The organism is Chloroflexota bacterium (assembly GCA_020161265.1).
GTDB lineage: Bacteria > Chloroflexota > Chloroflexia > Chloroflexales > Herpetosiphonaceae > Herpetosiphon.
Genome location: JAIUOC010000009.1, coordinates 140,812 through 153,069, shown reverse-complemented (window position 1 = coordinate 153,069; position 12,258 = coordinate 140,812). Strand labels below are relative to the sequence as shown.

Below are 12,258 nucleotides of genomic sequence, written 5' to 3'. Positions count from 1 at the left end.
GATTCGTCTCATGACCTGATTAGCCAATGGTTCGGGGTATGCGGTAGGAGTGAGGAGCAGCCGCAATTTGGACAAGGATGTACCATGAATCAGCCAGACTTGTTGGCCTACAACCTAGCAACGATTGAGAAAATGCTGGCGGAAGCCTTGCGCCATGCTCGTGAGGGTGATGTGTTGTTTTTGGCGAGTTCGCCTTTAGCAACCTGCCGGGTAATCGAACGTTGGTATGTTGCTGATACGCCCCAAGGTTCGGCTGAGCTTGGGCGAGCAGTTCAAGCACTGTTGTGGTGGCTGATTGAGCGGATTCGCCCCCACGGTGAGCGCCATTGGCTAGCCTTGCCTTGGCGACCATACAACGTGTTGGCAGGCTTTTATATCGAAGGCTTGCGAATTGCCGATCTCGCCGAGGCCATGGGCGTGGTCGAGCAAACAATCTATCCAATTCGCAACCAAGCAGTGCAAAGCTTGGCAAAATTGCTGCTCGAAGAATTACAGCAACCAAGCACCACGATTCCTAACCATGCGATTATTGGATTGTATCCGCAATTAACGGTTGCGGAACAAACCCTTGCACGAATGCTGGCTTTCAATCAGCAACCACTAGCCCAACGTTGGCTGGAGCATTGGCTCGAATTAAATGCTATTGCCGAACCCACAATTCAACAATTAGCCGATTATGGCCTGATTAGAAGTGAGAGTTTGGGTTTGGTTGAAAAGCTGCGATCCTTTTTACAAAGCCAAATTAGCGCTCCCGAACGCCGCCGCTGGCATCAACAATTAGCGGAGTTGCTGCAACCAAGCGAGCCACTCCAATCAATTCAACATTGGGTTCAAGCCCAAGCCTACGATCAAGCAGCTAGTCTGGTCATCGCTGAGCATCAAACGATTGTTGATAATTTGCAGGGTCGCGCACTGCGTGAATTGTTGGCCCAGATTCAAGCCCACGATATTCAACAACCACAGCTGTGGTTTCGGCTGAAGTTGGTCAGTGGCGATGTAGCCATGACCATGAACGATGTCCAAACCGCCTTGGGTGAATATCAAGCAGCTTTGGCCGCCAACGAGCCATTGCTCAAAGCCGAGGCCTACTACAAGCGGGGCAAGGCTTTTCGTTCGCAAAGCACCATGGAAGCGCAAGCCCACTTCAACTATAGCATCGCGATTTTAGAACGGGCCGCACCCAACGACCCCTTGCGCTATCGGGTTTGTTTGGAGCAAGCATGGATGTGGTTTCAGGATCAGCGTGATTTTGAGCAAGCCCAAACCAGCCTTGAGCAAGCCGCTAGCTTGATCGATCCGCTTGATCGCGGGGCTTGGGCCGAGCTGGCTAACGCCCGTGGGATGTTCTACGCTCATCGGGGCGAGCATGCTGAGGCGATCAACCAGCATCAAGCGGCATGGTTGGCGGCCAATGAAGTGAACCATAGTTTACTCATGACCCATATCGCCCATAATTTAGGCTACGATTACCTTGATTTGGGCCATTACTCGCAAGCGCTTGATTATTTTGAGCAAAGCCTGAATTTGGCTGATCGCACGGGCAATCGGCGCATGCAAGGCCTATGTCAAAAAAGCATCGGCGCATGTTGCTTTTGGATGCAAGAATTTACCCTCGCGGTCGAGCATTATCTGGCGGCCTATCAGATTTTTGCGGCCATGCACAACCACAATTGGCAAGCCAATACTTGCTACGATTTGGCCGAAGCCTATGCTGAGCTTGGCCAAAGCCAACTGATGCGCCACTACTATGCCGAGGCGATTCAATTGGCTCAATCGAGTGGCCTTGATCGCTTGTTAAACGATTTGCATGGCTTGGCTGAAAACTACCCGGGCCTGTACCCACCAACGATCGAATTAAATGAGCGTCAGCAGCGAATTTTCGATTATCTCAAACAACATCCATCGATTACCAACCGTGATTACCGTGAGTTAACCCAAATTTCGCCCAAACAAGCCGCCCGCGATCTCAATGATTTGGTGGAGCGGAATGTTTTAGTGCGTTCTGGTGATGGTCGTTCCACCAGCTACCAACTACCTCAATCGAAGGCCAACGAAGCTTAATCGCCATAATTTGACCAACGATTAACCTCAGCATAACCCAAACATGGTCTGATCAAGTCTAACGGCGTTGAATTGCGCAATTGCGCATCACGGAGGCTTGATCGCTTATGGTTCACCTAGACGATGCGACCAAACGCTTGGAACTCGTGCGCTACCACATGCAACAAGGCTGGCAAATTGATGCTCCGGTACTTGGCCGCCATGCCTATCTTGATCAACGGGGCAGTATTCGAGCGGTTGAAGTGGTGCTTTCGCGCTCAGAAATGCGCCAAGTTGTAGCCTTGCCCGATACGGCTTCGGTGCGTGAATTTCTGCATCATTATGGGTTAAATGTAATTGACGTTTAACGCGCCAATCCACCGCACTCAGCATTGTACTAACATTTAATCGGAACTTAACACAGCGATCAAAGCAGTTTAAGTATAGCGATTTAGACTGCTCTTACGTGATGCACGTAATTCAATTTGCAACTTACAGAAATATCTTTTTCGGAGGAATCCAGATCATGCGGAAACTGCTGAGTTTAATGCTTGCCTCAATCATGTTGCTGACAATGCTCGCAGCATGTGGCGGCGACAGCACTCCAACCACTGCACCAGCCACTACAGCACCAGCTACCGCCACCACTGGCCAAGTTGCTGCTACTACTGCCCCCACCACTGAAGCTGCTGCAACTCCTTCAGTTGAAGCAACCGCTGAAGTTTCTGTTGGTGGAGAAGTTGACCCAGCAACGGTTAAAGGCGATATCGTGAGTGCTGGTTCATCAACGGTCTATCCGTTGAGCGAAGCCGTGGCTGAAATCTTCACCGAAGACGGCTATACTGGCAACATCACGATCGATAGCATCGGTACGGGTGCAGGTTTCGAGCGCTTCTGTACTGCTGCCGAAACCGACATCGCCAACGCCAGCCGCGCAATCAAAGATGAAGAAGCCAAAGCATGTGCCGACAAAGGCCGCGAAGTCGTCGAGTTCCGAGTTGGTACCGATGCGTTGGCCGTCGTGGTCAGCAGCAAAAATACCTTCGTTAGCAACTTGACCGAAGCCCAAGTCGCCGACATCTTCTCAGGTACCTACAAAACGTGGGACCAAGTTGATGCCAGCTACCCAGCTGAAGCGATCAAACTGTACAGCCCAGGCACGGATAGCGGAACGTTCGACTACTTCGTCGAACACTTCTACGCCAAAGAAGAAAAATTCATTTTGGGTGCAAACCCACAATTGAGCGAAGATGATAACGTGTTGGTGACGGGGATCGAAGGCGATGCCAACGCAATTGGCTACTTCGGCTATGCCTACTACAACGAAAACAAGAGCAAGCTGACAGCTTTGACGATTGATAGTGTCGAACCAACCGCAGCCACGACGGAAGATGGCAGCTATCCGTTGGCTCGTCCGTTGTACATCTACTCAGCTAAGAATATTTTGACTGAAAAGCCTCAAGTTGCTGCTTTCATCAACTACTACTTGACCAATGTCAATGATGTTATTCTTGAAGTGGGCTACTTCCCAGCCAGCGACCAAGCGTTGGGCGAAGCGAAAGATGCATTGGTCAATGCCTTGACTGGTGGCAGCAGCAGCAACACCAACACTGGTAGCGCTGTCGCTTTGGCAGAAGTTGATCCTGCTGCAATTCAAGGCGATATCGTGAGTGCTGGTTCATCAACGGTCTATCCGTTGAGCGAAGCCGTGGCTGAAATCTTCACCGAAGACGGCTATACTGGCAACATCACGATCGATAGCATCGGTACGGGTGCAGGTTTCGAGCGCTTCTGTACTGCTGCCGAAACCGACATCGCCAACGCCAGCCGCGCAATCAAAGATGAAGAAGCCAAAGCATGTGCCGATAAAGGCCGTGAAGTCGTTGAGTTCCGCGTCGGTACCGATGCCTTGGCCGTGGTGGTCAGCAGCAAAAATACCTTCGTTAGCAACTTGACCGAAGCCCAAGTCGCCGATATCTTCTCAGGCACCTACAAAACTTGGGACCAAGTTGATGCCAGCTACCCTGCTGAAGCAATCAAACTCTACAGCCCAGGCACCGATAGCGGGACCTTCGACTATTTCGTCGAACACTTCTACGCTAAAGAAGGGAAGTTCATCTTGGGTGCCAACCCACAGTTGAGCGAAGACGATAACGTCTTGGTGACCGGGATCGAAGGCGATGCTAATGCGATCGGCTACTTTGGCTATGCCTACTACAACGAAAACAAAGCCAAGCTCAAAGCCTTGACGATTGACGGTGTGGAACCAACCGAAGCCACCACCGAAGATGGCAGCTATCCGTTGGCTCGTCCGTTGTACATCTACTCAGCCAAGAACATTTTGGCTGAAAAAGCTCAAGTCGCGGCCTTTATCAACTACTACTTGACCAACGTCAATGAAGTTATCCTCGAAGTGGGCTACTTCCCAGCGAGTGAAGAAGCATTGAACGAAGCCAAGCAAAACCTGCTCGACGCAACCAAGTAAGCACCAAGGGTTTATGGTACCATGGCACAGGCTGCGGAGTTTCGGCTCCGCAGCCTGTTGACCTACACAAACCCCGATTCAAAACCGGGAGGTTTCAATGGACGATAAGGTGAGTATTGGTATGGATAGCCGTCGTATTACGACCTCGCAGCGTGAGACAACTCGCCCGTTTAGCCTAAAAAAGCAGCCGCGCCTTGGTGAAAGCATCATCCAAGGATTTTTGCTCTTTTGCGGTGTGCTTTCGATGTTCACAACGATCGGGATCGTGGTTGTGCTTGGCTCAGAATCAATTGCATTCTTTCGCCAAGTCAGCATTGTCGAATTTGTGACCAACACGGTTTGGTCACCCCAAATTGATGAATTTGGGATTTTGCCTTTGCTGCTCTCAACGTTGCTCACTTCAACCATCGCAATGTTTATTGCATTGCCAACCGGCCTCGCAGCGGCAATTTATCTGAGCGAATATGCCTCAAGCCGCGCTCGCAGCATTCTCAAGCCAATCTTGGAAGTTTTGGCGGGCGTGCCAACCGTGGTTTATGGTTACTTTGCGCTCAAATTTATGACACCAGTCCTCAAGGCAATCTTTGGTGAGGCCAATGTCAATATCTACAACATGGCTTCGGCTGGCTTGGTGATGGGGATTATGATCATTCCCATGGTGTCGTCGATGAGTGAAGATGCGCTCAGTGCTGTGCCACGCGCCCTGCGTGAAGGGGCTTATGGCTTAGGTGCAACCCGCCTCGAAACGGCGATCAAAGTCGTTTTGCCAGCGGGGATTTCGGGGATTATTGCGGCCTTTGTGGTGGCAATTTCGCGGGCAGTTGGCGAAACAATGATTGTGGCGGTGGCGGCTGGTGCTAAACCAACCTTTACCTTCAATCCATTCGAAGCCGCCGAAACCATGACTGGCCACATCGCACGGATCAGCGGTGGCGACTTAAGTTATGCCAGCATCGACTACAACAGTATCTTTGCCATCGGCTTGACCCTGTTCTTGATGACCCTCGGTCTCAATATGGTCAGCCGTCGCTTGGTACGCCGCTTCCGTGAGGTATACGAATAATGACAACACTGAATGATGAGATTAAATCAGGGTTGCCTCAAGGTGAAGCGGCGCGCCGCAATGTTGCTAGCCGTCGCCGCACTGGCGCAATCTGGCGCACCATTTTTCTTTCGGCCACGATTATTGGCTTAATTGCCCTAAGTTTGTTGATTTACAACGTGGTCAATGAAGTCTTTGGCTATGTTGCCACCGAATATGCAGTTGATCCAGCAACCCTCAGCGATAAGCCGCTTGATGAGCTTAGCAAAGATGAATTAGTGGTCATCTTGCAAGATAATATGCGCAAAAACGCCTTTCGTACCCTAGAGCGCGAAAAGCCTATGGCCGACCGTAGCGATAGCGAAGTTTACGATTTGGTGATTGAGCGGGTGTTAAAGCCTCAAACCCTCGAAACCTGGACGCTGCGCGATTCGTGGTTCAACAAGGCTGCGATCGATGCCCAAGTGGCCAGCGAGTTTCCCGAAGCCAAGCTTGAATTCCGTTCATGGCTCACCGCTGGCTTCTTGACCACCCCAATGTCGAGCGACCCGCTTCGCGCTGGGGTGCGCACGGCCTTGCTTGGCTCATTGTGGATGATCGCAATCACGATTTTGTTTGCCTTCCCAATTGGGGTTGGCGCAGCAATTTACCTCGAAGAGTATGCCACCGACAATCGCTTTAACCGCATCATTCAAACCAATATCAATAATTTGGCCGGTGTGCCATCAATTATTTATGGGATGCTTGGTTTGGTGATTTTTGTGCGCACGCTTGAGCCACTGACCAGCGGGCGAATCTTCGGCGCTGATAGTGGCAATGGCCGCACAATCGTCGCTGCTTCGCTCACCATGATGTTGCTGATTTTGCCAATTATGATTATCAATGGCCAAGAAGCGATTCGCGCTGTGCCATTGTCGTTGCGTCAAGCTAGCTATGGGCTTGGGGCGACCAAATGGCAAACAATTTGGCATCATGTGTTGCCAAACGCCTTGCCAGGGATCTTTACTGGCACAATTTTGGCCGTTTCACGGGCAATTGGCGAAACCGCCCCCTTGATTGTGGTTGGCGCTTCGACCTTTATCGTGACCGATCCTGATGGCCCATTTGCCAAATTTACCGCATTACCAATTCAAATTTACAACTGGACATCGCGACCACAACCAGAATTTGCCCATATTGCGGCCTCAGCAATTGTGGTGTTGTTGGTGATGTTGCTATCGCTCAATGCCATTGCCGTCTTGTTACGCAATCGCTTCAGCAAACGAGGTTAAGCCATGACCGAGAAACAAACTGACACTGCCAACTATACCTTGACTGTGCGCAATATGAATGTCTACTATGGAGCATTCCGCGCCATCAACAATGTTTCGCTGAATATCGAACGCAACAAAATTACCGCGCTGATCGGCCCTTCAGGCTGTGGCAAAAGCACGGTGCTGCGCTCGCTCAACCGCATGAACGATCTGGTCAATGGCGCACGGGTCGAAGGCGAAGTGCTGTTCCACGAGCAAAATCTGTATGCCAGCGATGTTGATGCGGTCGAAGTTCGTCGCCGCATCGGCATGGTGTTTCAAAAGCCCAATCCTTTTCCCAAAAGCATTTACGATAACATCGCCTTTGGCCCACGGATCAACGGTTGGAAGGGCACGAAGAGCGAAATGGACGATTTGGTTGAGCGGTGTTTGCGTCAATCAGCCTTGTGGGATGATGTCAAAGATAAGTTGAAGGAAAGTGGTTTGGCGCTTTCTGGTGGTCAACAACAGCGCTTGTGTATTGCTCGCGCCTTGGCGGTCGAGCCAGAAGTAATTTTGATGGACGAGCCATGTTCGGCACTCGACCCGATCAGCACCTTGAAAATCGAGGAACTGATGATGGAGTTGCGCCAACGCTATACGATTGCGATTGTGACCCACAATATGCAACAAGCTGCTCGCGCCTCAGATTACACCGCCTTCTTCTTGATGAACGATCAACGCGCTGGCGAGTTGGTGGAATATGGCCCAACTGGCGATTTATTCACCAACCCCAAAGACAAACGCACCGAAGATTACATTACCGGACGCTTCGGTTAATCCGCCAGTTAGCTGCAATAGCGAGCAATGAGCAACGGACAATGTTCGTTGCTCTTGTATATCTGCCACCATGTGGCCACGAGGTATCGAATGCGCGAACATTTTCTGCATGCCTTGGCCGAGCTAGAAGGCCAGATTCGTGATATGGGCAATCGGGTTTCTTTGGCCGTTCGCGATGCTTTGTGGTCGCTTGAACGCAACGAACCGATTTTTGCCCGCCAAATTATCGCCAACGATAATGTGATTGACGATTTACGCTACCAAATTGAAACCAACGCCCTGAGCGTGATTACCCGCCAACAGCCAATGGCTCGTGATCTGAGGGTGGTCAGTATGTTTTTGGAGCTAGCCTCGGAGCTTGAGCGGATTGGCGATTATGCCGAGGGGATCGCCGAGTTGGTGATTCGCTGTATCGAATTGCCAGCCTTGCAGCAACCAACCCAAATCAAAACCATGGCCTTGAAAGCCCAAGCCATGCTGCGCGATGCACTTGATGCCTTGCACGAGCGTGATCCCCAAGCTGCCGAACGCCTCGAACACTCCGACGACGAGATTGATGGCTTGTATCGCGAAGTGTTGGCCTGGACATTCGCCACGATGCGCAGCCAGCCCGACCATGTTGAGCGAGCGATGTATTACTTATGGATTGCCCACAACCTTGAGCGCATCGCCGACCGCACGATCAACATTGGCGAGCGCACCAGCTTTATTGCCACAGGCATCATCGACAAACATCGGCTACGCAAGGATGAGGCCGACAAACCGCAGGCCTAAAATTGCTTAACCACTAAGCGTCCGTAGATCCCAAACAAAGGATCTGCGGGCGCTTTACTTTTGAATTGCTAGGTTAACCACAAAGAACATGATGCGTACAAAGGTAGTTTGGTTGATTCTCTGGCAGTGGTTCATCATTCTGGCATTTGATGAACCTGCACTTGGTGTTCTTCGTGCTCTTCGTGGTTAACTGCTTGGTTAGAAGGTTTCGCCGCTGGCTAAATCTTGGTCAACAAAAGTCCGCGCGGTAACCACCACATTACGGCCAATGGTATGGCCAGCACTAATACGGGCGGCTTTGCCGATCACACTCAAGCCAGTGTTGAGCAGTTGAGGTTGGGCAGCGTTGGGCGTGCCAATCGATCCTTCGCCAATGCGGCAATCACGGCCAATTACCACCTGTTTATCAACGACACAGTTATCGAGCACCACGCCTGGCTCAATCACGCTATCGGGCATAATTACCGAGTCGCGGATAATTGCACCTGCGCCAACTACAACCCCTGTGCCAATTACCGATCCAGATACATGACCATCGACGCGACAGCCATCGCAGAGCAAACTGCGTTCAATCCGCGCTGCGGCTCCGAGTTGGGCGGCAGGCCGTTCAAACGAACGAGTCCGCACCACCCACTCAGGATCATACAAATCCAGCGCGGGAGTTTCGGCCAACAAGGCGATATTGGCTTCGTAATAGGCTTGCACCGTGCCAACATCGGCCCAATAGCCGTTGAAGGTGTAGGCACACACATTGGCTTCATTGACGATTCGCGGCAACATTTCGCTACCAAAATCGACCGCCTGATCACGATACAGCAGATCGACCAGATAATCCTTGCGGAAGGCATATACGCCCATTGAAGCTAAGGCACTACTGGTACGGCGCGGTTTTTCCTCGAATTTGGTCACGCGACCTTCGCCATCGACCGAAACCATGCCATAGCGATAAGCCTCATGTGGTGGCACGCTATGCACCGCCAAGGTAATATCTGCACCGCGCTGCATATGTAAATCGAGCAAAGGCCGATAATCCATTTTATAAACGTGATCGCCCGCCAAGACCATCACATAATCAACGGGGCGTTCTTCGATCACATCAAGATGGTAGCGGATCGCATCGGCAGTACCGCGTTGCCAACCGCCGCCATCAGGCGTGGGAAAGGGGTGCAAGACGCGCACACCACCTTGCAAGCGGTCGAGATCCCATGGTTTGCCTACGCCAATATGCTCGTGCAACGAACGCGGCTGGTGCTGCGAAAGCACGCCCACATCGTAAATGCCCGAATTAACACAATTCGAAAGCGTAAAATCAATAATTCGATATTTGCCAGCAAATGGCGTGGCGGCAGCGGCTCGTCCAGCGGTTAGGGCGCTCAACGAAGGGCTAGCACCACCAGCCATAATCAAAGCTAAAACACGCATATACAACACTCCCCAGCACTAGATCGACTCGCCACTAGCCACATCGCCGTTGAATTGGTCCTCATCGCAATCGGAGGCAATCACAACATTGCGGCCAATGCTGATGCCGGCAGGAATATGCGCACCTTTGCCAACAATGCTAATGCCTGTGGTCAATTTATCTGGTTGCAAGCGATTGGGAACGTTCTCAGTGCCAACCCCAAGTTGCACATTGGCCCCAATCACCACATCTTTATCCACAATCACCCGATCAAGCACCGCGCCTGGGCCAATCCAAGTGTCGGTCATGACGATTGAATCGCGCACAACCGCTCCAGGTGAAACATAGACTCCTGGCGAGAGCACCGAATGCTCAACCGTGCCACGCACCACACAGCCATTGCAAATCATCGAGCCTTCGACTTTGCTTTGCGGGCCGAATTTGGCTGGTGGGCGTTCTTCTGAGCGGGTGTGAATGCGCCATTCAGCATCAAACAAATCAAGGGTGCAAGCAGGATCAAGCAATTCCATGCTAGTTTCCCAGTACGATTGCACCGTGCCCACATCGACCCAATAGCCCGAGAAGGGGTGGGCATACACATTGTCGTTGGCAATCATCGTGGGAATCACATGCTTGCCAAAATCAAGGTTGGGATATTGGCTGCTGGTTTCGCGTAAGCGTTCGACCAAGCGTTTGGCATCAAACACATAAATGCCCATCGAGGCCAATGTGCCCTTATCGCGGGCCTTGGGTTTTTCGGTAAATTCGACGACTTGATCGTCATCATTGACCGTCATAATCCCAAAACGATCAGTTTCTTCGAGCGAGACGTGCATGACTGCCACAGTCAGATCAGCATTTTTGGCGAGGTGGGTGGCGATCAACTCACGGTAATCCATCTTATAAATATGGTCGCCTGAGAGAATTAGCACCAGATCGGCGCGTTGTTCACGGATGTAATTGATATTTTGCAGAATGGCATCGGCAGTGCCGCTATACCAACTCTGATCATTGCGACCTTGGTAGGGCTGAAGCAAGCGTACCCCGCCGCGATTGCGGTCGAGATCCCAGGGCTTGCCAATGCCGATATGGTCGTTGAGCGAATGAGGCCGATATTGAGTGAGCACCGCAACATCGAAAATATTGGAGTTGACACAGTTGGAAAGCGTAAAGTCGATAATGCGATACTTGCCAGCAAATGGAACCGAGGGCTTGGCGCGTTTTTCGGATAGCACGCTTAAACGTGTCCCCTCACCGCCAGCCATAATCATCGCGACTACGCGCATAGAACCTCCTTTGGTACCGGGGATTCACGCACCATTATAACCAATTTTGCTCATGCTCAAGCCACAATCTCGTTTAGATCTCCATCATATTGTCCATGTCCAAAGCTTGCTAGGTTTGCTATGCTTACAAGGTATCGGTGTGTTACGAGGAAATGCGCATGAGCAACCACGATCAATTAGCTTTAGTTCGCCAACGCCATATTAATTTGATGCAATTGACCCTTGATACGCTGGGTCATGTGTTGAGCACTGTGACTCAAGCCCAAGCCACCACGTTTCGCGATGGCCCTGACGGATGGACGGTGGTCGAAGTGATGTGCCATTTACGCGATTACGACCAGATTTTCCTTGAGCGAGCAATCATGATGCGTGATGGCGATTTTCCATTATTGCCAATTTACGATCACGAGGCTATGGTGATTGAGCGCAACTACAATAGCAACGATTTGCCCACAGTCTATGCAGCCTTGCAGGAATCACGCCCACGGTTTATCGCATTTTTTCAGGCACTCACGCCTGCGCAATGGGAAAAAGCTGGCACTCACCCCGAACGTGGCTACTTTTCGCTGACTGATGCCGCCATGCAAGTTGGCATTCACGATGTGACCCATCTTGAGCAAATTACGCGAATTTTGTTACAAGCAAAGGGGCAATAAGCATGTCAGATCCAACTTTAATTGATTCGATGCTGCGTTGGCATCTGCCGCTGATGAGCCGCACGCTCGAAACTTTGGGGCATATTTTAGCTCGCGTCAGCCAGCAACAAGCCACGACCTTGCGCGATGGCGCTGATGGCTGGACGGTTTTAGAAGTTGTCTGTCATTTGCGCGATTACGATCGGATTTTTCAAGATCGGGCAAGCAGTATGCTCGAACAGGATAATCCACTGTTTCAAAGCTACAATCCCGATCAGCTTGCTCGTGAACGCAACTACAACGCCAGTGAATTGCATGCTGTTTATGCTGAATTATGTGTTTCGCGCACGCGCTACGTGGAGTTTTTCCAAAGCCTTAGCCCTGAACAATGGCAGCGCCATGGTACACATCCCAAATTAGGCGCATTCTCATTGGCCGATGCCTTGATGCAGGTAACTGGCCACGATTTGATTCATATGGAGCAAATTACGCGGATTTTGCTGCAAGCTGAATAGTGATTGC

At 51.2% G+C, this 12,258-nt stretch carries 11 protein-coding genes; 9 read left to right on the top strand and 2 right to left on the bottom strand.

The window, feature by feature from the left end:
• The first annotated feature begins 84 nt into the window (after positions 1-84).
• The 7 genes from LCH85_20100 (at position 85) to phoU (ending at position 8,413) form a co-directional block, all read left to right on the top strand.
• Positions 85-2,061 carry a tetratricopeptide repeat protein gene (locus LCH85_20100; protein MCA0354301.1) on the top strand — a complete coding sequence of 659 codons (1,977 nt, stop codon included), beginning with the start codon at positions 85-87 and terminating at the stop codon, positions 2,059-2,061.
• A 107-nt stretch (positions 2,062-2,168) separates the two neighbouring features.
• Positions 2,169-2,408: a hypothetical protein gene (locus LCH85_20095; protein ID MCA0354300.1), complete on the top strand. Its 240-nt coding sequence runs from the start codon at positions 2,169-2,171 to the stop codon at positions 2,406-2,408.
• A gap of 158 nt (positions 2,409-2,566) precedes the next feature.
• The gene (locus tag LCH85_20090) at positions 2,567-4,525 is read left to right on the top strand and encodes a PstS family phosphate ABC transporter substrate-binding protein (GenBank protein ID MCA0354299.1); all 1,959 of its coding nucleotides are present in this window, start codon (positions 2,567-2,569) and stop codon (positions 4,523-4,525) included.
• Positions 4,526-4,646: 121 nt separating this feature from the next.
• Positions 4,647-5,588 carry a phosphate ABC transporter permease subunit PstC gene (pstC, locus tag LCH85_20085; GenBank protein MCA0354298.1) on the top strand — a complete coding sequence of 314 codons (942 nt, stop codon included), beginning with the start codon at positions 4,647-4,649 and terminating at the stop codon, positions 5,586-5,588.
• A complete protein-coding gene (gene pstA, locus LCH85_20080; protein ID MCA0354297.1) occupies positions 5,588-6,838 on the top strand; it encodes a phosphate ABC transporter permease PstA in 1,251 nt (416 codons plus the stop codon). Before pstC ends, pstA begins: the two co-directional genes overlap by 1 nt.
• Before the next feature lie 3 nt (positions 6,839-6,841).
• Positions 6,842-7,639: a phosphate ABC transporter ATP-binding protein PstB gene (gene pstB, locus LCH85_20075; protein MCA0354296.1), complete on the top strand. Its 798-nt coding sequence runs from the start codon at positions 6,842-6,844 to the stop codon at positions 7,637-7,639.
• Positions 7,640-7,729: 90 nt separating this feature from the next.
• Positions 7,730-8,413, top strand: coding sequence for a phosphate signaling complex protein PhoU (gene phoU, locus LCH85_20070; protein MCA0354295.1), 684 nt, complete (start codon positions 7,730-7,732; stop codon positions 8,411-8,413).
• Positions 8,414-8,611: 198 nt separating this feature from the next.
• Here phoU and LCH85_20065 read toward each other — a convergent pair whose 3' ends face one another.
• Together LCH85_20065 and LCH85_20060 are read right to left on the bottom strand one after the other, a co-directional pair.
• On the bottom strand, positions 8,612-9,835 hold the full coding sequence (locus tag LCH85_20065; protein ID MCA0354294.1) for a glucose-1-phosphate adenylyltransferase: 1,224 nt from the start codon (positions 9,833-9,835) through the stop codon (positions 8,612-8,614).
• Positions 9,836-9,853: 18 nt separating this feature from the next.
• On the bottom strand, positions 9,854-11,101 hold the full coding sequence (locus LCH85_20060; GenBank protein MCA0354293.1) for a glucose-1-phosphate adenylyltransferase: 1,248 nt from the start codon (positions 11,099-11,101) through the stop codon (positions 9,854-9,856).
• A gap of 158 nt (positions 11,102-11,259) precedes the next feature.
• On the opposite strand from LCH85_20060, the gene LCH85_20055 reads away from it, so the two are divergent.
• Complete coding sequence (locus tag LCH85_20055; GenBank protein ID MCA0354292.1) at positions 11,260-11,757, top strand: DinB family protein; 498 nt, start codon at positions 11,260-11,262, stop codon at positions 11,755-11,757.
• Positions 11,758-11,759: 2 nt separating this feature from the next.
• Positions 11,760-12,251: a DinB family protein gene (locus LCH85_20050; protein MCA0354291.1), complete on the top strand. Its 492-nt coding sequence runs from the start codon at positions 11,760-11,762 to the stop codon at positions 12,249-12,251.
• Positions 12,252-12,258 lie beyond the last annotated feature (7 nt).